Origin of the sequence: Rossellomorea sp. FM04394 (genome assembly GCF_041889765.1) — a bacterium.
In the GTDB taxonomy this organism is placed as follows: Bacteria; Bacillota; Bacilli; order Bacillales; family Bacillaceae_B; genus Rossellomorea; species Rossellomorea aquimaris_B.
On the sequence record NZ_CP168654.1, the window covers coordinates 2594584 to 2615342 of the forward strand.

General features: G+C 39.7%; 24 protein-coding genes. 5 read left to right on the forward strand and 19 right to left on the reverse strand.

The genetic code is table 11. From position 1 onward, the window contains the following. Positions 1-14: 14 nt before the first annotated feature. The gene (locus ACCB35_RS13055) at positions 15-818 is read right to left on the reverse strand and encodes a serine/threonine protein kinase (protein WP_374054088.1); all 804 of its coding nucleotides are present in this window, start codon (positions 816-818) and stop codon (positions 15-17) included. 277 nt (positions 819-1095) lie between these two features. Here ACCB35_RS13055 and ACCB35_RS13060 point away from each other — a divergent pair, with 277 nt between their 5' ends. Next, the gene (locus ACCB35_RS13060; RefSeq protein WP_374054089.1) at positions 1096-2199 is read left to right on the forward strand and encodes a DUF2515 family protein; all 1104 of its coding nucleotides are present in this window, start codon (positions 1096-1098) and stop codon (positions 2197-2199) included. 116 nt (positions 2200-2315) lie between these two features. Here ACCB35_RS13060 and ACCB35_RS13065 read toward each other — a convergent pair whose 3' ends face one another. Further along, positions 2316-2492, reverse strand: coding sequence for a YozD family protein (locus ACCB35_RS13065; protein ID WP_374054090.1), 177 nt, complete (start codon positions 2490-2492; stop codon positions 2316-2318). Positions 2493-2616: 124 nt separating this feature from the next. Here ACCB35_RS13065 and ACCB35_RS13070 point away from each other — a divergent pair, with 124 nt between their 5' ends. Continuing rightward, on the forward strand, positions 2617-2787 hold the full coding sequence (locus ACCB35_RS13070; RefSeq protein WP_156142292.1) for a hypothetical protein: 171 nt from the start codon (positions 2617-2619) through the stop codon (positions 2785-2787). On the opposite strand, the gene ACCB35_RS13075 is transcribed toward ACCB35_RS13070, so the two are convergent. The 9 genes from ACCB35_RS13075 to ACCB35_RS13115 form a co-directional block, all read right to left on the reverse strand. Beyond that, on the reverse strand, positions 2771-3430 hold the full coding sequence (locus ACCB35_RS13075; protein ID WP_374054091.1) for a hypothetical protein: 660 nt from the start codon (positions 3428-3430) through the stop codon (positions 2771-2773). The genes ACCB35_RS13070 and ACCB35_RS13075 overlap by 17 nt on opposite strands. 258 nt (positions 3431-3688) lie before the next feature. Continuing rightward, the gene (locus tag ACCB35_RS13080) at positions 3689-3913 is read right to left on the reverse strand and encodes a YozE family protein (protein ID WP_044336535.1); all 225 of its coding nucleotides are present in this window, start codon (positions 3911-3913) and stop codon (positions 3689-3691) included. 112 nt (positions 3914-4025) lie between these two features. Further along, positions 4026-4310, reverse strand: coding sequence for a YokU family protein (locus ACCB35_RS13085; RefSeq protein ID WP_374054092.1), 285 nt, complete (start codon positions 4308-4310; stop codon positions 4026-4028). Continuing rightward, on the reverse strand, positions 4303-5730 hold the full coding sequence (gene ablA / locus ACCB35_RS13090) for a lysine 2,3-aminomutase (RefSeq protein ID WP_374054093.1): 1428 nt from the start codon (positions 5728-5730) through the stop codon (positions 4303-4305). Before ablA ends, ACCB35_RS13085 begins: the two co-directional genes overlap by 8 nt. Positions 5731-5926: 196 nt before the next feature. After that, positions 5927-6760, reverse strand: a complete 834-nt coding sequence (gene ablB, locus ACCB35_RS13095; protein WP_374054094.1) for a putative beta-lysine N-acetyltransferase — start codon at positions 6758-6760, stop codon at positions 5927-5929. Between the two features lie 193 nt (positions 6761-6953). After that, on the reverse strand, positions 6954-8219 hold the full coding sequence (locus tag ACCB35_RS13100; protein WP_374054095.1) for a peptidase: 1266 nt from the start codon (positions 8217-8219) through the stop codon (positions 6954-6956). Positions 8220-8230: 11 nt separating this feature from the next. Further along, positions 8231-8896 carry a 3-oxoacid CoA-transferase subunit B gene (locus ACCB35_RS13105; protein ID WP_374054096.1) on the reverse strand — a complete coding sequence of 222 codons (666 nt, stop codon included), beginning with the start codon at positions 8894-8896 and terminating at the stop codon, positions 8231-8233. Next, a complete protein-coding gene (locus ACCB35_RS13110) occupies positions 8875-9510 on the reverse strand; it encodes a CoA transferase subunit A (protein ID WP_374054097.1) in 636 nt (211 codons plus the stop codon). The genes ACCB35_RS13105 and ACCB35_RS13110 overlap by 22 nt, the downstream gene beginning before the upstream one ends. Before the next feature lie 65 nt (positions 9511-9575). Beyond that, positions 9576-10883 (reverse strand): aspartate aminotransferase family protein, encoded by a 1308-nt coding sequence (locus ACCB35_RS13115; protein WP_374054098.1) that lies wholly within the window; start codon positions 10881-10883, stop codon positions 9576-9578. Positions 10884-11222: 339 nt separating this feature from the next. Here ACCB35_RS13115 and ACCB35_RS13120 point away from each other — a divergent pair, with 339 nt between their 5' ends. Continuing rightward, positions 11223-13007: a methyl-accepting chemotaxis protein gene (locus ACCB35_RS13120; RefSeq protein ID WP_374054099.1), complete on the forward strand. Its 1785-nt coding sequence runs from the start codon at positions 11223-11225 to the stop codon at positions 13005-13007. Positions 13008-13073: 66 nt separating this feature from the next. Here ACCB35_RS13120 and ACCB35_RS13125 read toward each other — a convergent pair whose 3' ends face one another. Next, entirely contained in the window at positions 13074-13214 is a 141-nt protein-coding gene (locus ACCB35_RS13125; protein ID WP_082051089.1) for a YjcZ family sporulation protein, read from the reverse strand. Positions 13215-13378: 164 nt separating this feature from the next. Between ACCB35_RS13125 and ACCB35_RS13130 the strand changes: the two genes are divergently transcribed. Beyond that, the gene (locus ACCB35_RS13130; protein ID WP_374054100.1) at positions 13379-13957 is read left to right on the forward strand and encodes a DUF502 domain-containing protein; all 579 of its coding nucleotides are present in this window, start codon (positions 13379-13381) and stop codon (positions 13955-13957) included. A gap of 206 nt (positions 13958-14163) precedes the next feature. Here the strand turns inward: ACCB35_RS13130 and ACCB35_RS13135 are convergent, their stop codons facing one another. The 4 genes from ACCB35_RS13135 to rsgA form a co-directional block, all read right to left on the reverse strand. Next, a complete protein-coding gene (locus tag ACCB35_RS13135; protein WP_374054101.1) occupies positions 14164-14664 on the reverse strand; it encodes a PTS glucose transporter subunit IIA in 501 nt (166 codons plus the stop codon). A gap of 108 nt (positions 14665-14772) precedes the next feature. Then, entirely contained in the window at positions 14773-15195 is a 423-nt protein-coding gene (gene msrB, locus ACCB35_RS13140) for a peptide-methionine (R)-S-oxide reductase MsrB (protein ID WP_374054102.1), read from the reverse strand. Then, the gene (msrA, locus tag ACCB35_RS13145; RefSeq protein WP_374054103.1) at positions 15192-15677 is read right to left on the reverse strand and encodes a peptide-methionine (S)-S-oxide reductase MsrA; all 486 of its coding nucleotides are present in this window, start codon (positions 15675-15677) and stop codon (positions 15192-15194) included. The genes msrB and msrA overlap by 4 nt, the downstream gene beginning before the upstream one ends. 241 nt (positions 15678-15918) lie before the next feature. Then, complete coding sequence (gene rsgA / locus ACCB35_RS13150; protein WP_374054104.1) at positions 15919-16944, reverse strand: ribosome small subunit-dependent GTPase A; 1026 nt, start codon at positions 16942-16944, stop codon at positions 15919-15921. Between the two features lie 327 nt (positions 16945-17271). Here rsgA and ACCB35_RS13155 point away from each other — a divergent pair, with 327 nt between their 5' ends. Then, positions 17272-18012, forward strand: coding sequence for a DUF4397 domain-containing protein (locus ACCB35_RS13155; RefSeq protein WP_044336509.1), 741 nt, complete (start codon positions 17272-17274; stop codon positions 18010-18012). A gap of 62 nt (positions 18013-18074) precedes the next feature. On the opposite strand, the gene ACCB35_RS13160 is transcribed toward ACCB35_RS13155, so the two are convergent. From ACCB35_RS13160 to ACCB35_RS13170, 3 genes are all read right to left on the reverse strand, one after another. After that, positions 18075-18662: a YpmS family protein gene (locus ACCB35_RS13160; RefSeq protein ID WP_374054105.1), complete on the reverse strand. Its 588-nt coding sequence runs from the start codon at positions 18660-18662 to the stop codon at positions 18075-18077. Beyond that, on the reverse strand, positions 18659-19489 hold the full coding sequence (locus ACCB35_RS13165; protein ID WP_374054106.1) for an SGNH/GDSL hydrolase family protein: 831 nt from the start codon (positions 19487-19489) through the stop codon (positions 18659-18661). The genes ACCB35_RS13160 and ACCB35_RS13165 overlap by 4 nt, the downstream gene beginning before the upstream one ends. Before the next feature lie 119 nt (positions 19490-19608). After that, positions 19609-20586: a nucleoside hydrolase gene (locus ACCB35_RS13170; RefSeq protein ID WP_374054107.1), complete on the reverse strand. Its 978-nt coding sequence runs from the start codon at positions 20584-20586 to the stop codon at positions 19609-19611. Positions 20587-20759: the final 173 nt, after the last annotated feature.

Consider the following 20759-nt stretch of genomic DNA (forward strand, 5'->3'; position numbering starts at 1 on the left):
AAATTCCTCCTTGATTATCGTTCTTCTAGTGTGTTAATCACTCTGGATAATTCCTCCAGGATCTCTGCAGCGTCCCTAAAGCCTAAATCAATTTGTAGAAGTCTTCGAAGCATCAACCTGGTATTTTGATGAATGGCCAGTTCTTCTTCCCAGCTTCTTTCCTTTCTCATCGTCGGTTCATAAGAAGAATACAGTAAAAATAACAGAAAATGTCCGATTGCGTAGAAATCACTCTTCACAGACTTATCCCTCATGTAACCCTTATGTTTATCAGGAATCGTCTCTGATGTTGTATTCATTTCACAAGCAAGGCCAAAGTCTATAATTTGAAGAGTCCCATGATCCAAAAGAATATTAGGGATCCTTAGATCTCTATGAACGTATCCTTGTTCATGAATCCATTGAACCAAGGTAACTAATTGTACTCCTAACTTTAGTGATTCTTCCTCGGAGTAAGTTTTTCCTTCTATGAATATTAACTCCTCAAATGTTTGACCGTTCATTTTTTCCATAACGAAATAAGGGGTCTTTCTATACTCACCTGCTGTAAATACGGATGGAAACTGAGGGTGGGATAAAGTTTGTAGTGCATTCATTTCATTTTGAACATATTGGACGTGATTAGAAAATACCTTCTTGTAAGGGCGTATTCTTTTTAAAATGGCCTCTTTACCATTTGATGGGTTGATAACCAAGTAAGTGGTTCCATAGCTCCCTTTTCCAACTATTCGGATGATGTGGAAGCCATCGATGTTTTCTCCCGGTTTCCAAGTCTGTTCAAAACCATCGATCAGTCTGCGAAAAAGAGTCTGTATCATAACACATTCCTCTCACTTCCATCAGCTGCTAAAAAAGCTGGAAAAAAAGCTTTTACTTTTATGCTTCTTATAATGTTGATGTCCAAAATGTTTATGCTTAGGTGATTTATACTTTCCCCACGCATCACTCGAGCTATATCTATGATGTTTCGAGCTTAACAAACCTTTTAGTATTTTTCTTAACATAAACAAACCTCCCTATAATGATTCATCTTCTCTTGTATTACTATATACGTTTCATTTTGAAATTAGTTTCAACCCCCAAAAAAATATTTTAGTGGAGCGTGATCACTTGACCTCATCACCGATTCAAAAGATTTTTAATCTGATCAAGACCGGGAGCAACGACCTTACGAGACCGCTTCTCGGCGAGGAGTATATATCCAAGCTCTACTATGCAATTGATGACCCCACTCCCACGGTCTATTTCCCACAGGATCAAAAACTGTATGAACTGATTATGAACAAAGTAAAGAATGCAAACCTCAATAACGTAACAAGAACCGCATGTTACCTTGACTTTTTCAAGAAACACCCTGAAATCCACTGGTCTTTTCTTGCTCATATGGTATCAAGAAATGCTGGTTATTATATGACAGACATACGAAATAATCTGCTTTCATACGTCTTGGACAGAAATGATCAAATAGCGCTATTCTCATTTCTCGAGCTATGTAATGCAGCCATCTTTCACGATGCCTACCCTCAATTATTACTCTATGAACAATGGAAAAGAACGGGACATTCTTCCTTACACGTCCTAAAAAAATTCAACGTTTCCATTTTCATGATGAATATCTGGGATGAATTTCTTACTACCGGTAATGAACAAGTTTTAACCATTGGGCTCATCATGAATGAACAGCATATGATCCAAAAGAGAATATTAACAGATCTGAAAAAACCTATTGGACTAGATGAATGGCTTTTTCTATTGCAGGATCGTTTGGAATTCACATCCATTCTTTTTCCATATGGAAAACAATCTCCCTACTCTCTTGCCGGGCTTTCGGTATCTCACTTTGAGCAGGTAAAGCGCAGGATTCTGTTAGGCAAGAAGTTATATAGTATATTATTTCATCCTGCAGTCTTTCCAACAGCCTACTCATTTGCGATTAACCATTCACATAGCGGATCCAGAGCAGATTACTGGCCACATATATATTCGAAAAAAAATAAAAAAAACCGCCTATATAGTCCAACACTGCGTTCTGTATGGAGTAACATCCCTCCCTTGACGCTCTCTTCTGCTGACTGGTTTACGGACCAGCCAATTGAAGTGATGGCCCCTCTGTTGACGAAGATGGTACCCGGCCGTTTTTCCATGACTAAAAAGTGGAAAGCGTTGACCGCTTTACTGGTTAAATTAAAGCGGGATTAACTCAAAATAAAGTGCCTCCATGTTCGAAAAACATGACAGACACTTAAGAGTTAATCCCCAATATGTTAAAGGACATTCCTTACGACATGATTTCCATTTGGATGGTTGAAAAGATCCTAGACATCTTCTTCCCATTCTTCATCAATAATACATTTGGCAATCAGATACTCGAATGTTATATCCGCTATTTCTTCCAGTTCATCTTCTGATGGTGCATACCCTCTTTGAATGAGTTCTTTCATGAAGAACTCTGCAATTTCCTCAGTGTCGATAAAGACTTCTATCTCCCGCATGTGATCGCCCCCTTTGATTCTCAATTTATGACAACACTATCCGAGTTATGCTATGAGAAAAAAGTTTTCATAAGACTTTAAAGACAAGCATAGACTTTATCATCAAAGGTTGAGGAGCGATATTATGTTACATACATTCACCCAAAAAACGAAAACGATGTTAAAAGACCTGGAAAATGGAGAAGGGTTGATCGTTTCAGGAATGCAATGGATCCTTCGTGTCATACTGCTATCATTCCTAGTCATAAGCGTTCCCGTTTTTCTGTATATAATGTGGCTTATTCCTTCTCTTTAACAATGGATGGTGAGTTTGTATGATTTTTCAACTGTTCTAACACATAGTCCATCTTATTCTTATATTTAATATCTTGAAAGAGAAGATATAGTGTTTTGTAATCATTATAATGATCCAGTAGCTGATCAATCCAACTTGGCTTCGGGTAAGCAGGCGAATGAAGCGATTTTGTTTTGCCTTCTTTTTTGTTCGGAAATACAAATCCATATTTTTTTATAAATGCCTCTGCCTGCTCTTCATCTGCAACCAGTGTGATTTCATCTTCGTCTGCTTCTAACCACTCGCCATCTGTAATTCTCATTAACTCATAAATAACGTCTTCCCAGGCATCGTCCTTATAGCGCCAAATTTCCGTCCTGAATCCTACCACTTTAAAGAGATCCTCTTCATAACCCTTGACAATAACAAGATCTCCAAATAAGAATTTATATTCAATATCAATCTGTTCCTGTTCAAAAATGTATCCATCATAAGAATCCAGCAATTCTAATGCTTTCTCCTTGAATAGCCCTTCACTTTCATTTACTTCATATAAAAACTCACCTTCGAGTTTTTTTATGTCGGTTATTTTCCCAACTGTACCATAGATTGTTACGACAACTGTTTCTCCAACTCTGAATCTAGGCTCTTTTCGTTTCTTCATTCTCCCCTCACCCTTAATCGCCTTTTTTATATGATATGCAATAACAACCATAACGGTATACACGAAATCCCTTACTCTCTTTTTTCTTTAGAGTAGGAATCGTCTATGCTTGTCAGACACTGTAACTATTAAATTGATGTTTAGGCTTTGTTGTTATCAACAAAAAGAGAGTTTGATTGTTGACCATGCTACTTGAGAAAAAAAGGACCGACATCAGTTTAAAACAAACGTCGGCCCGGTGGCTTTAAAGTAGCCACGTTAATCTTTTTCTTCTAATAAATAGGCATCCCATGCCATATCGAAAATGGACATACTCTCTAGATAGTGCCCATTCATTTCAAGGTAGGAGCTGATTTCATGGTATTGTTGGGATTGTTTAGGAAAGCTGTGGTCATCATAAGCTGAGTTTGCAAATTGAGTTATTTCATCCTTTGCTGTAGGTTGCCTATACTTCATTAAATAGTGATAAAAGGATTTTCTCATCTGTTCCACCTACCCTTGTTCTATCTTTTCTAAAAGGATAGCCGAAGAAAATGAATTCGTAAAGTGATTGCTTTGGAGAGAGCATAATCACCCTTATAGCCTTATCCCCCATTTAATATCGAAAATAATTTTTCTTTAGTAATCGAGGAAGTTTCATTAAATCTTTATAGGCGACCACTTTATCGATTAACTTGGTGTCAATCAGCATAAGCTGATCTTCTATTTCATTGATGACACCTTCTTCCTGGTACTCCATTCCACAATGGCTGCAGCTCATACTTGGGACATCTGCGATTTGAATCGCTCTGGAGCCATCCGGAAGCTCCCAATACACGCTCGATTGATCTCCATGGGCTGTCTTCTCTTCACACCACTCACATACTTTTGTATTATCCATTGATGGTTTCTTCCTTATCATCATTTTTATCCTGATTCATTTTCGTTAGCATTGCTTTGTGCTTCTTTTCCTTAAGCTGATCTCTCTTTCCTCTAAAGTCCTTAAGGGAATTGTGATCCGGGTTTTCCTCGTATTCCTTTCGACGTTCCAAACGCTTTAGCCCACTCGGGGTGAGAGAAGAATGGGTTTGATTCATCAAGCCGGCAATTCCAATGGTTGGTTCTTTAATCTCTTCATCGTGATATACTTCTTTAAAGTAATCATCTGCCCTGCCTGCTACGTATTCTTCCGGTTCCGGATAAGTAGAAATGACTCCTTCGAAATTACGCACAACCACTTTAGAAGCACTTTGAGAAATAAGATAATTTGGCTGAAGGGAAATTTTCCCTCCACCACCAGGCGCGTCTAACACGAAGGTCGGTACGGCATAACCGGATGTATGTCCCCGTAAACCTTCAATGATCTCCAAACCTTTAGAAACCGGTGCGCGGAAGTGGCCGATTCCTTCTGATAAGTCACATTGATAAATATAGTAAGGACGTACGCGAATCTTAACAAGGTCGTGCATGAGCTTCTTCATAATTGGAACACTGTCGTTTATACCAGCGAGAATAACCGCTTGATTCCCTACAGGAACACCTGCATCTACAAGCATCTCGCACGCTTTCTTGGACTCTTCCGTAATTTCGATTGATGTATTAAAGTGAGTATTTAACCACACTGGATGATATTTCTTTAAGATATTGCAAAGGTTTTCGGTAATCCGTTGTGGGAACACAACGGGCGCCCTCGTTCCAATTCGGATGATCTCAACATGTGGAATCTCCCTTAGATTCTTTAAGATGTATTCAAGAATCTGGTCATTGATCAGTAGACCGTCACCTCCTGATAGCAGTACGTCTCTTACACTCGGAGTCTCTCGAATATATCCTATGGCTGCATCAAGTTGTTTCTTTGGTACACCCATACCAATTTGTCCTGAAAACCTTCTTCTCGTACAGTAACGGCAGTACATGGAGCACTGATTTGTCACGAGAAATAATACCCTGTCCGGGTACCTGTGTGTCAATCCGGGAACAGGGGAATCCTCATCCTCATGTAATGGATCCTCCAGATCATACTTCGTTTTATGAATTTCCTGACCAATTGGAACGGATTGCATCCGAATAGGACAGCGTGGGTCATCTTCATTCATTAACCATGCATAATATGGCGTAATATTCAGAGGGATTGTTTTAGTCGAAATCTTTACACCTTCCTCTTCTTCAGGCGTCAGGTTCACCACTTTCTTCAAGTCATCAAGGGTCCTGATGGTATTGGTCAGCTGCCATAACCAGTTATTCCATTGTTCATCTGTCACGTCTTTCCAAAGCTCAATATCCTTCCAATCCCTTTTAGGTTTATAGAGATTCATTTTCATTTACTCCACCAACTTTCCAAAAGTATCTTTCCACCCGTTTCTTTTCTTCACAGTTTTGAAGAAAAATAACCATACGATAGCGGAAAGGAGCATGTAATTGCTTTTCTTCCTTGTCAAAGGCTAATATGAAACAGTCGGCACATAACAGCACTTTACATTAGCCTATGAATGAGAACCCCACTCGGACTTTATCCACTTACATTTCACTTAAATCTTTTTCCCAAATGTTCATATCTTCCATTTTGTCGAAGATGATGCAATTGTTTGCCAGTCTTCCCCCATATCGATAACCAAGCTGATGGAATACTGCATTCATGCCAAATGAAAGTGCTCTCGCAATCGTATATGCACAGAAAATGTCCCTCTCCAGTAATTCCCCCTCCAACTTTCGTATCAGATGCTTCATATATCCTCCCTTTCGATGTGAAGAGCGTGTAGCACAATCCGTCAATTCGGCATTCTTACAGGATAAAGACACTTCAGCGGAAGCGGCACTTATGATTCTTCCATCCTCTTCAATATAAACAAAGATTGTCCCACTTTTCATTGACTCTTTCACATAGTCGGGGTTGTGTAATGGTACAGGATACAGCTTGAATACCTCTTGATACAGATCGGCTAATTGCCCTGCATGCTCCTCAGTTGCGACAAATATCGTTTCAGAACTTACAACCGTTTGACTATCCAGCTGCTGAACCGATTGGAGAATTTCGTCTTCTTTGCTCCAGTACGAACTATTTCTTCTTTCATTCGTTAAAAACTTACTCATAAATAATGCCTTATCACCATTGAAGTAAGCGTTTACTCCCCCTTCCAATATGAATCCTTTTTCGAAAAAAAAGAGAGATTGATTCCATCTTGCTTTCACAATCACCTTTTCATAAAGGCTGGACTCAGTCTCTCTCTTAACATACTCCCATAACAATCCTGGATTCCCTCTAAACTCATCTACCCGCAGGCGTCTGTTGTAGCCATCCTTATAGATGGCAGCTTCCAGCTTCGGTTGTTTTATATATTCGTATGTTTGCATTCTTATAAGCCCCTTTTTAACCAACATATGAAATGAGAGGATGAGTTATGAAACAAACCACTACAAAAAAGGAACAAACTCTGTATTTAATCAAGTGAGTTGTTCCTTCTGTGGAGGTTATGAAGTTCAGGGAATTACATTGAGGCGGCCGAAAAGTTTTCTATTTGTTTTCCTATACCCCTAATAAAGAAAATTATGACTGTTTATTGCACCAATCGATAATAAATAAGGTAAGAATTTCAGCAGTTTGATAAATTCTATCTAATTCGATGTATTCATCCGCGTCATGAGCCACCTCGGTTGTACCGGGACCAAATACAACAACGGGAATATTCCCTCCCTGAGAAAGGATTCCTCCATCCGTTCCCCATGGAGAGGCTTCAATGATTGGAGTGGTTTGCAATACTTCTCTTGCATGATAACAAAGTTTCGCCACTATTTCGTGATCACAAGAAAGATCGCCCGGTTGCCACCTTCCACCAAACCATTCGATCTCTACTGGATGATGATCAAACCATGGATCAACCTCTTTCAGGCTTGAGATTACAGCTTCAAACTCCTCTTCCACTCCTTGGAGGGTTTCCCACGGACCAACCCCCACCCTTCCTTCAATAACAGCCAAATCAGAAACGGAGGATGGCCATTTCCCACTTTCTATTTTTCCGATGTTAATCGGTAACGGAATAGGAATATTGCTATATAATGGATCCTCCACTTTCTGATTCCGGGATACTTCCAATTGCTGAAGAGAGTGAATGACTGTGTATGCTTTATCTATGGCGCTCACACCTTCATATCTGGTTCCTCCATGGGCAGATTTCCCTTTTACTCTAAGACGAAACCACATGGAACCTTGCTGTTTGGGGAAAATCTTCATATTGGTAGGCTCGGGAATAATTGCACCATCTGCTTTGTACCCTCTTATCAATGCGGCGAGGGTACCAGTTCCGCCACTTTCCTCTTCAATCACACTTTGAAAGATAATATCACCTTTTAGAGGGATTTTTAACTCCTTCACAACCTCAATGGCGAGTAGTAAAGCGACAGACCCTCCCTTCATATCCGTTGCCCCTCGTCCATAAAGCTTTCCGTCTTTGATTAAACCACCATAAGGATCATAGGTCCAATCCTTCCTGTCACCTTCTGGTACGACATCAATGTGTCCATTTAGTAGAAGACTCTTTCCACCACCCTGGCCTTTCAGCACCCCGACCACGTTCGGGTTTCCTTTGAATACCTTTCGATCACATCGGTAAAAGGGATGATCCTTTACATCGTTTTCGTTTATCTCCCAAATGTCCAACTCTAAACCAAGTTTACGCAACTTCTCTATTACAATTGCCTGCGCTTTTGATTCATTTCCTCTCACACTATCCTCTTGGACCAATCTTTGCAGAAATCTGATGGTGCTTTTCTTTTTTTCTTCTATGATTTCCCTGATGAGACTATGAGTTTCCAAGTGGGTCCCTCCTATAAGCGAATATATTTCAAGCAAGAGCTTAATGTGTAACGGGCATCTGTTGACTCCTTAATGTCTTGAAGTGTGTAGGGATTGAATATTTCACACAAAATCAATTGATCATTTTCAATCGTGAATACAGCCCGGTCTGTAATAATCATGGAGACACAAGACCCGGCCGTCAATGGAAGCGTACATTCCCTCACGATTTTGCTCTCACCACTTTTATCTAAATGGGTCATGAGTACAATGACTTTCTTTGCCCTTGATGCAAGCTCGGTTGCGCCTCCCATTCCCGGTACCTTTTTTCCGGGGATGATCCAGTTTGCAATATCTCCCTTTTCACTGACTTGCAGTGAGCCTAAAATCGTAAGGTCAATCTTGCCACGACGAATCATGGCAAATGCGATCGAGCTATCTGTATAACAGCCTCCCTTCAACAATGAGACAGGGAATCCCCCTGCATTACACAAATTTTCATCCTCTTTCCCTTCCCCTGGTGAAGGCCCCATCCCGATAATTCCGTTTTCCGATTGAAATACAACAGGAAACCCCGGGGGAAGATGATTCGGAACAAGAGAGGGTATTCCGATCCCTAAATTTACAATCATATGCTCTTTCACTTCCAAAGCCGCACGTTTAGCTAACTTATCCTTCAATTCGTTTCCCATGCCCATTTCCAGTCGACCCCTTTAGACAAAACAATATGATCTACAAAAACTCCTGACGTGACGATTTCCTCAGGATCTAATTCACCAACATTCACAATTTCTTCTGCCTCTACAATTGTGATATCTGCGGCCATAGCTACAAGCGGATTCGTATTTCTGGCACTTTTATCATAAATAAGATTCCCAAATGTGTCTGCTTTTTTGGCAAACACAACCCCAACTTCAGCAACGAGGGCTTTTTCATATAAGAATAGGTTTCCATCTATCTCCAGTATGGGTTTTCCTTTATGCAAATACGGATCATCCACGCCAATTTCGGTTACGATTCCTTTCAACCCGACTCCCCCTGCCCGAATTCTCTCTGCTAATATCCCTTGAGGTGAGAATTCGACCTCAAGCTTCCCTTCACTCATTAATCGACCGGCAATCGGGTTAGATCCGATATGGGAAGCAATCACTTTCTTTACTCTGTTTTGTGCGACTAATTGTCCGATCCCGATATGGGGAAAACCTGTATCATTTCCTATAATCGTGATATCCTTCGTTCCCCATTCCAATAAATGCTTACTTATTGTAGGAGGGGACCCAACCCCTCCGAATCCACCAAACATCAAAGTCATTTCATCATGAAAAAAATGTTTTATATTTTCATAGCTGCTTCTCTTATCCTGAAGACCGGGCATAATTAGATCTCCTTCCAATTCTCTTCTACTAGTTGAAAGGTTCTTCTCAGTCTTTTAACCATTTCCTCGAGTTCCCTTTTTGAACTGTTTAATGGGGGGGCAACCATAATGGCAGAGCCTCTCCTCCCATCAATACCAGCAGCTGCTGGATACAATAAAATCCCACATTCAACCCCCGCTTGAACAATATAAGAAGTAAACGGAGTACCAAGGGAATTAAACTCCATTCCCAGCATCAGACCTCTTCCTCTTACATCGGCCACGAAGGAAAATTCCGTTTTTAATTTCTCTAAAAGATTTTTTAAGTATGTTCCTTTTTGATCGACACCTTCAATCATCTTTTCTGAATCAATCAGTTTTAGAACCGCAAGTGCTGCTGTTGCAGACAATGGATTCCCACTGAATGTATGACCGCTCATAATGACTTTCGATCCATTCAATATCGGGTCCATTATGTTGTCGGAAATGAGGGTTGCAGCAATAGGGGCATATCCCGCGCTTAGCCCTTTACCTATCGCTACAATATCGGCTTTCACTTTCCACTGCTCTAAAGCTAAAAAAGTCCCAGTCCGACCACAGCCGGTCATCACTTCATCTGAAATAAACAAAATATCATGTCTCTCACAGATTGATTTTATCCTTTCATAATAACCTTTTGGGGGAGTGATCGCCCCACCTGCGGCACCGATGATCGGTTCCGCCATAAATGCAGCAATATTGTCGGCTCCTATTCTGCTGATCATTGTTTCTAATTGAGAAGCACAAGCAAGATCACATGATGGATGCGTTTTTCCAAAAGGGCAGTCAGCACAATAAGGAGGTTCAATCGTTGGCCAGTCTCCTAAATGGGAATCAAATCGTTCTCTTCTTGATGGGTGTCCAGAAGCAGATAAGGCTCCGAACGTAATACCATGGTAACTCAGCCATCGGGATAAAATCTTTCTTTTCATCGGTTTCCCCTGTTCCTGCCAATGTTGAATGGCAATCTTGATGGCCGTCTCCACAGCCTCAGAACCACTATTCACGAAGAAACTCCATGGATAACCTGTCTTCTCATGCAGAAAACTAGCTAAATCCTCGGCTGGCTGATTACTGAATTGAGAACGATACACAAATGCTACCTTATTTCCTTGATTCACAATAGACTGAAGAATCTCTTCCATGCCATGTCCTACATTTGCCGTGACGGCTCCAGAACAAGCATCCATATACTCCCGTCCATCGGTATCATACAAATAGACTCCTTTTCCATAATCAATTGTCGGATAGTGTTCACCAATCAATGGTTTTATTAAATGCGAATGAGGCATAATCCCCCTCCTGAAAGAATCAGATTCGTACTCTCTTTCGATTCGCTCATCTGGTTGCGCATAAAGATTTCCCTACCATTATTCATATGTATGAAAAACGGAATCTTTCTTTTCTTTAAGAAAAAAGAATAATGCAGATGATTTTTGCAAAACCTCGGGAGAATTTGTAAAGAGTGGACCATTTTTTCTCTTAGCCGCATTTATTGATTGAAATATACTAAGATTCTCAAAAATTCGACAAAAAGTTTATAAACTCACTAGATAAATTAGGTCTATATGTATAAAATAATGGTAAGTTCATCCTTAGATGCTACTTTTTACTTATCTTCAGGAGGGGAAATGGTGAAGAAGACGAAAGATAAACAGACAAAAAAAAATAGAAAACAGAAAGAAAGTTCTAGTAGCAATAAAGGGGGCTTTTCTTATTTTCGGACCATCAGAGGAAAAGTGGTTTTGGCATTCGGGTTATTGACAATTGTCCTTTTAGTCCTTGCCTCTACCTCTTACTTCAATATGCTGAAGCTGGAAAAAGAAATCACCACCTTAATTACATACGATATGAAGGTTGATACAAAGGTAAAAGATCTATCAAGGGTATTAAATGAAATCGAAATAGGAGAACAAGGTTTTGTCATTACAGGGGCAACAGGATTTTTAGCACCCTATCAAAATGGTAAACGTGAGGTAGAGAGTCATATTGAAGACTTGACTACTCTTTTACAGGGTGATCAGGAACAGCTTGATAAATTAGATAAAATCGAAGCCCAATATGGATTCTGGATGCAATTTGTTGATCGGGTTATCGAGACAAGGAAGGATAAAGGGCTCGAGGAAGCAGCTACCCTTGTTGAATCGGGTACGGGAAAGAAATACCTGGATGGTATCCGTTCATATGTAGATATGATTGTAGTCGACCAACAAAACGATCTGAATGATCGTATTGATTCTCTAAACCAACAAGTTTACCTATCGAAGATCGTGACCATTGGCTTATCAGCATTCGCGGTTATACTAGCCATCTTCTTCGGAATCATCTTATCTCATACCATTAAAACGAACACCAAGAAGATCAGTCGTTCTATTTTAGAAATTGCGAACGCTGGTGGAGATTTAACGAAAAGAATTCATGTAAAATCCAAAGATGAGCTGGCAGACCTGGCATCTGATACAAATCAACTCATTGCCGGAATTGCAATCCTTGTTAAACAGGTTTCGGAAATGGCGGAAAGCGTCTCAGCCAGCAGTCAGGAGCTTCTCGCTTCAGCCGAAGAAACGTCACGTACGATCACTTCCATTGCCGAAACATCTACTGAAATTGCGGCTGGAAGCGAACAGACAACAGGTCGAATGTCTGCTTCATTAGACAAAATGAATAGCTTGGAAGAAGCAGCCCGTTTCTTATTCAATCAAGCAGGGCAGGTAAAAGAAACCGCTCGTGATATGAGATTAGTTGCTGAAAAGGGAGGAAAAACCGTTCAAGCATCCTCGTCTAAAATGTTGAGCATTGAAGAAACCATGTCCAATACTAGCGAAACCGTTGAAGCGTTAGGACAGCGTTCTTCACAAATTACAACGATAATTGGGACAATTACTGACATTGCAGAACAAACCAATCTACTTGCATTGAATGCTGCTATTGAAGCGGCACGCGCCGGGGAACATGGAAGAGGCTTTGCTGTGGTGGCAGATGAAGTCAGAAAACTGGCGGAACAATCCCGACAAGCGGCAAAAGGTGTGACCGAAATCGTACACAGTATTCAAGAAGAAGTGAATGTAATCATTAGGCAGAATTCTGATGGAGTGAAAGAGGTAATCGCAGGGGTCGAAATGACAAACGAAACCAACGCATCCCTTGAAGATATTTTAAGCCAAACTACTAAAACAACAGTTGTAGTGGACGAAATGGTAAGTCATATCCAGGAAACCCTTAATCTCAGTCAGGAAGTTGCCATTTCATTTGCCCTGGTCAGTGAAATTGCTGAAGCGACTGCTTCTAACACAGAAACCACTGCTGCGGCATCTGAGGAAGGATCAGCTGCGATGGAACAAGTAACAGCAAGCGCATCAGACCTTTCCCAACAAGCGGAAAAATTAAAAGAACTCATTTCAAGTTTTAAAATCTAAGACTAAAAAAGAGCTGTCGAATTGACAGCTCTTTTTGATTTTCGTGATTCACTTCTAAATCATGAATCACTTCCCGCAGAAACAAACGGCTCCAATAATAATTAACAGGATGAATAACACAACTATCAACGCAAAATTATTGTAACCGGCAACTGGATAAGCATATCCACCTTGATAACATGGATCACAACCATAACCATAGTTCATACCTATCACTCCTCAAGAAATATTTATTTACAATACACTGTATGTCATTTACCTAGAAAAGGTTTGTGTATTTGCCTATTTTATTTAGGGACACACCTTTCCTGCACTATAACCTTTCTATATAATAGGGGTAGGTTAAAACCGAAGATAGGAGAAATGACAGCATGAAATGGTTTTTAAAGTCGTTTATTAACGGTGTTCTAACAATTGTCCCGATTGGCCTGGTCGCCTATGTTGTATATAAAATGTTTCTATTTCTAGACGGTTTATTAGGCAATGTATTAAAACCATACCTCGATGAAAATTATATTCCTGGTATAGGAATTCTGGCCACCATTGTTCTCTTGACCGTCCTGGGCTTTCTTTCAACCAAGTTTTTTACAGGTACGATCATTCGAATAGTAGACGTCCTATTACACAAAATCCCCTTTGTCAAAACGATTTACTCGGTAATAAAGGATACCATCCACTCCTTTTTAGGAGAAAAGAAATCCTTTTCTAAAGTGGCTCTCATCAAAATGCCTGGTACAACGATGAAATGCCTGGGCTTTATCACAACAGAGAACCTCGCAGACCTGCATAATGACCTGCAAGATTACGTGGCTGTATACGTACCACAAACCTTTCAAGTAGCCGGGGTCACTTTTTTGATTCCTAAAACTGATATTGAAATACTGGAAATTAAATCTGAAGAAGCGATGAAGTTTATCTTATCGGGTGGAATGACGACGAAGAAGGAGTAATAGTTGTTATGTTGACTAGATACGAACGTTGCGTCGTTGTTCGGACGTGGCTTTAGAAAGAGGGTTTTAGTTAAAAGCTTCAGGCTAGTCGGATATTTCCTTTTGGTCTATTTTCTTTCGATAATTGATCCATTACCCTCTAGCAGGTGCGACGGCCATTCCTCAAAAAAAAAGACCGGCAATCAATCCGGTCCTTTCCTACTAAATTATTTAGATGAAATTTCAAATACCTGATCTTGTCCTGCTGTTACAGAAGTTAGCTCTTTTTTCACGAGCTCTGCCATGTCATCACCATTTGTTATGATGATTGGTGTGATGGTACTTTTTGCCTTTTCTTTCACAAGGTCTAAGTCATACGTAATTAATGCATCTCCCATACTCACTTTTGACCCTTCTGAAACATGTGCTTCAAAGCCTTCACCGTTCATTGAAACTGTTTCAAGTCCGATGTGGATAAGAATTTCAGCACCGTTTTTGGCTTTGATGCCTACTGCGTGCTTTGTTGGGAAAAGCTGCATAATTTCGCCGTCTACAGGTGACACAACTTTACCTTCTGTCGGATCGATTGCAATTCCATCTCCCATCATCTTCTGAGAGAAAACCGGGTCTGGAACCTCTTCAAGTGATTTTAATGTACCCGTTAAAGGTGCAACTGCACTAACGGTTTTTGGCGCTTCTTCTTTTTTTCCAAAAAGCTTTTTTAACATAATCATTCACCTTCCTATTTATATTTTATATACACATATGTAACTCATTGTAAACATGAGAAGTCTATTTTAGCACATATGTGAAGGGTTTCACAACAATTCATTATTTTAAAATAATTTTTTGTACTTCCCATATCCTTGTTCTTCGAGCTCTTCTACCGGGACGAATCGTAAAGCTGCTGAATTGATGCAGTACCGAAGCTTGGTTGGTCCAGGTCCATCATTAAATACATGACCCAGGTGAGAGTCGGCACCCATACTTCTCACTTCCGTTCGTACCATAAAATGACTTCGATCTTCTTTTTCTAAAATTTCCTCTTCATCAATTGGCTTCGTAAAACTTGGCCAGCCGCAACCGGCATCATACTTGTCTTTGGAGCTAAAAAGAGGCTTACCTGAGACGATATCCACATAGATTCCATCTGCAAATGTATTCCAATATTCGTTTCTAAATGGTGGTTCTGTCCCGTTGTTCTGGGTAACATCATATTGTTCAGGAGTTAACTTTTTCTTTAAATCTTCTTTACTCATTCTTTTCCCCCCCAATGATTTTCAATGAACGCTGCTCTTCCAGATCCTCTGCTGTATCGATTATAATGTGCAGGGTTCTTTTTGTAATAATCCTGATGATACTCCTCTGCAGGGTAAAATTTAGCTGCGGGTAAAATCTGTGTTGCAATCGGCTTTTGAAACTTGCCTGACTCTGCAAGTTCCTTTTTAGATTCCTCTGCCAGCTTCTTTTGCTCTTCGTTATGGTAGAAAATGACCGTTTTATACGAATGTCCACGGTCAAAGAATTGTCCACCGGGATCGGTTGGATCGATTTGTTGCCAATACACTTCTAATAGTTTCTCGTAAGGAAACAGGGAAGCATCGTATTCAATTTGAACGGCCTCATAGTGACCTGTCGTTTCTGAGCATACTTCTTTATAGGTTGGATTCGGAACGGTTCCTCCGGTGTACCCTGATATGACACTACCAATTCCAGGCTGTTCATCGAACGGTTTCACCATACACCAAAAACAACCCCCAGCAAATGTAGCTTTCTGATAATTCGAAGCTCCTGACATGCTCATCATCCTTTCAACTTCATTCTCTTTCACTATTCCCTTTGTATGAGATTTTAACGCATTTAAGTTACAAAGGTAAAATTTAAAGCTTGTTCAATTGGTTAAGGAGAGTGGGAACAACCGTTTAGGGAACTGTTCAGAATAGAAATAAAGAGGACTGACCACAGGGTCAATCCTCATTCCACTATTTAAGTTTTCTTTGTTTAACAGCATTCTTCCACTTCTTACGTTCTAATGATTCCAATCGCTTATTCCCTTTTCTCTCCATGTAGGCGATTTCCCTCTGCAATTTTTGATAATGTTCAAATCGTTCCTCAGAAAGGGAATCCTCGGCAATCGCTTCTCTAATCTTGCAACCAGGCTCATCCACATGACGGCAATCGGTGAATCGGCATTGAAGTGCCAACTCCTCGATATCGTTATATTGCGTGGATAATCCTTCTTGCCCCTGCCAAAGTTGTATCTCTCTCATACCGGGCGTATCAATGATGGAAGCCCCACTGTCCAATAAGAATAACTCTCTATGTGTTGTCGTATGGCGACCCTTATCATCTGATTCCCTAATTTGTTTGGTCTTCTGCACGTCGTCTCCTATTAAGAGATTGGTCAGGGTGGACTTACCCACTCCTGAAGAACCGACCAGCGCGACCGTTTTTCCCTTTTCCAGATAGGGATGCAGTTCCTCAATTCCCTCATGATTCACAGAACTTATGGCTAACACTTTAACTCCGAGCAATTTGTTTTCAACTTCACTCTTTTTCTCTTCAATATCTTGACATGTATCTGATTTGGTAAGAACGACAACGGGATTTGCCCCGCTTTCCCAACACAGAAGCAAATATCTCTCCATCCGTTTACTGTTTAAATCATCATTTAATGAAGAAAGAATAAAAACGGTATCTATATTCGAGGCAATGATTTGCTCCTCCGCTTCTTCTCCTGCCTTTTTCCTTGAAAATTTACTTGTTCTCTGCAGTACCTTTTCAATGATTGCTCCTTCTTCGCTCAGGAGAACCCAATCACCTACTGCTGGAAGATCTTCACGTTTAACCGTTTGGAACCTGAGCTTCCCTGATATTTTACTTAATAGATCTTCTGTTCTGGTCATGACCATGAAGGAACCCTTCTGCTCGGTCACAACCCTTCCTAACATATATCCTTCTTCCTCAAAGTGTTTCATCATTTCAAATACTTCTTCTCTACTATTCAATTCAGTTCCTCCCAAAATTAAAAAAATCCGTTGCGGAGTTCTACACGCCAACGGATTTTTTTAAAAATGAAAGAAAAAATTCAGATTATCCCGTTTAAAGTGAGTTGACGCGCAGAACCATTTTGATACGTATTTAGTTTACTAGTATCCCAAATCAATAATAAGTTCATATGTCATCACCCACTTTCTCAATTATTAATTATATTATCCATTATTTTCTTTTATAACGCAAGAGATATTTCTGATTTATTCAAAAAATAGGTTCTTTCACCATTTTTTCTCCTCCGCATAATCTATTGTGTTAATAAAGATAAAGGAGAGATACGGATGAGCCAACACGATTATTTGAATAAAGCAGCGATGTATGACTTATTATCCGGTTATTATAAATACACAGATCCATCCATGCATATTCATTACTATCAAAAACATTTAAAATACATGAGGCTGGCTTTACAAGCACAGCGCGCTGATATGACTACATCCACCCAGCCTTCTTATGTTCGCGTTTTACATGCAGTACCGGATGCACCCAATGTAGATGTATATGTAAATGCAAAACGCGTTTTACGGGATGTGGCCTTTAAAGATGTGAGTGACTATTTAACATTACCGGCTGGCAAATATCATATTGATGTTTATCCAGCAGGTACAAGTGTGACGACTGTTATAAGTAAAAAAGTGAAGATTGATCCAGGTAAGATTTACACACTGGCAGCTGTAGGTACCCTTAATAAACTGCAACTGTTGCCATTTATTGATGATCCAACGGTTCCAAATGGGGAAACAAAGGTTAAATTCATTCATCTTTCACCAGACGCACCTGCAGTTGATATTGCCGTAAAAGGCGGAGATGTCGTTTTTCCAAATGTGTCCTTCAAACAAGCTACCGACTATCTTGGTTTAACTCCAATGACGGTCAATCTCGAGGCAAGGGTGGCAGGAAGCAAAAACAGCGTCCTGAGTGTTCCAAATGTAAAATTAAACCCTAATCAAGCTTACACTATTGTAGCTGTTGGATTAGCCAATGGAACACCGGAGCTGGAGGCCATCCTGTTAAAAGGGTAAGTATATCCAATTCCAGGACTCAATCAATAAGAAAGGTGGCTTCCACTAGGAGGCCACCTTTTTTATTGAGCACGGTCCACAGGGACTAACAACCGGAAAGAAATATTATCATCCTTCAGATCAAATTCTTTTGCTCTTACTTTTATATCACTTTTAAGTTCCATTTCCTGTAGTGAAACGTATATTAATTCATCATTGGGTTGAATTTTCACCCAGTCTGGAAAGTTATACGAATCTCTCATCACTTTCATTACATATGAAACAGGCAGATCCAATGATCCTACAGAGATTGATTTCTGTTTCAGTAAAATATCTCCGTTTTCCAATGCTTTAGGTTCAAAATCCAATTTAAAATCAATATTAGATGTAAAAACGGGTACAGACCCTTTTAATTCAACATCATCTTTTAATTGAACATTATAATCAACAGGTCCCTTCATTCCTTCTTTTTCAATATAATGCTCAATAATGAGATTAAGATCTTTCTTATTTGTATTAACGTTAAATCCTACTTCCTGGTTGGGATTTTCGCTGTTTTTAGGCAGTGTATCATCTTTTATCGGCATAAAAATCATTGAAACAATGATGGCTAATCCAATTATCACCACTCCTAAAAGAACAAAAAAACCTACCTTCCATTTGTTCTTCATGACGGCTGCTCCTCTTCCTCAACAGAATCTTTTCTATCTGTCAATGTTGCTAATGTTTCCCCGTTTGTCAGGTTTGTAAACATACGATCTGCTATCATTCTATATCCTTCATCATTTGGATGAAAGTAGTCTTCATATAACAAAGTATCACCTGCATCAATAAATAAGTCCTCTATCTTAACGAATAGGGTTTTATCGTAATTTGAAAGAATCTCCTGGCTGGCATCATTCCAATCATGAATGACCTGGTTGACTTCTTCAATATCAGAGAACCATGTATTGAATGGATTATACAACCCTGCAAGGACGATTCCTGCATCTGGGTTATAGCTCCTGATCGTCTCGATAATCTCTTTTAACCGTAATTGATATTGTCGTTTCTCTTCTTGAAAAACTGCTAATTTCAAGTGGGATAAATTTTCACGGAAAATTTTCATAACATCGTTTCCGCCAATCGTGATCATGACTAAATCGGATTGTTCAATCGATTTTTTCACATCTTCCTTTTTCAACCTTTTTAATAATTGGTCGGTACGGTTCCCTCTTACCCCGTAGTTATGAAATTGCGCGTCGTTTACCCCATCCAATGATTCCAGGTGTTTCTCTAAATAAGGTACATATCCACCCTTTTTCGTGCTGTCTCCTACACCTTGAGTTAGTGAATCTCCAACTGAAACAACTTTTAAGTTTTTCGGAATAAAGGTTTCGTTCGGATTATCTTTATCCCACATGGATACTTCTCTTGTAATATGATTAGCAGCATCTTCTAACGAACAGCCTGACAGGAAAAAAACAAAAGCGAGCATGAGAATCGTTATTTTTTTCATTTACGTCACCTCGCTTGCACTTTAATATTATTATATCACGCTTGTTTAGTCATGAAACCTTTGTAAACAAATCATTATGAACATGTAAACCTATGTGACATGTTTTCTACTATAATGAACTAACGGCTGCTACCTGATTTTAATGTAGCGAATACTTCTGTTATAAACTGTCCATAGTTGAACTGCTTCGCGATTTTATGAACCCGCCATGGTGCTTTTTCCGTTGACTTTCTAAAATCTCCTATGCTCTGACCAAAAGTGCATCCTGTATTGACGGCAACCCGGATAGGAACCTCTTCAAACATCATTTTATCCCCATCGGCAAGAGCCCATATGGCCAATAGGTCGTGCAGGGGACTCCCCGATATATCAGGGTACGTCTCCTTATAGAATTCATAATAATAATCCACCATCGGCTTAATGATCTGCCCAACCTTGTCATTTGTTTTTATATAGTAATCATGAAGTGAATCAATCATGGCCGGTGTAATGAGTGCATACATGGTTACATCTAATGGAATGAGATGGATTTTTTTGGGAGCGAGTTGAATCAGGATATTTGCTGCATAAGGATCTCCATAAAAATTCGATTCTGCAGTCGGGGTTACATTTCCTGGTACGTGAAATGCTCCTCCCATTACATAGAATTCTTTCACTTTTTTCATGGTTTCTGGATACAGGACAAAGGCTGTTGCTAAGGAAGTTAATCGTCCGGCAGAGAATATATACAATTCTCCGGCATACTTATCAATTAGTGCATTGATTTCATAGAAATTCTCACTGATTTCAGAGCTATCAAGTTCTATTTGATCAGGGATGATGGGTCCTAACCCTGCTATACCATGAACCTCGGGATAGAATTGGGGTGGTGCACCCGTTAAAGCAGAGACCGCCCCCCCGATGAGAGGGATATCGGTTATCCCAGTGATACTTTGAAGGTATTTGACGTTTTTCAATGCACTCGCTTTGGAGACATTTCCATAGTCACAAACAATTCCGACTATTTCAATCGCATCACTATAATAAGCATATAAGACTGCGACAATATCATCGATCCCAAAGTCTGATATCACCAATACCTTCTTCTTGTCATTCAAGTTCTGACACTTCCTTTCATATATATTCTACATAATAAGGAAGAATCGTCAGGCAATTTGATCAATCCCTTGATGAGATCAGAATGAGCTTTCTTACCTATTATATTTCTATGATATGATTGATTTAGTTATGAGGACGCAAGAAGATTCATTAAATCATCAAGAAATGGTAC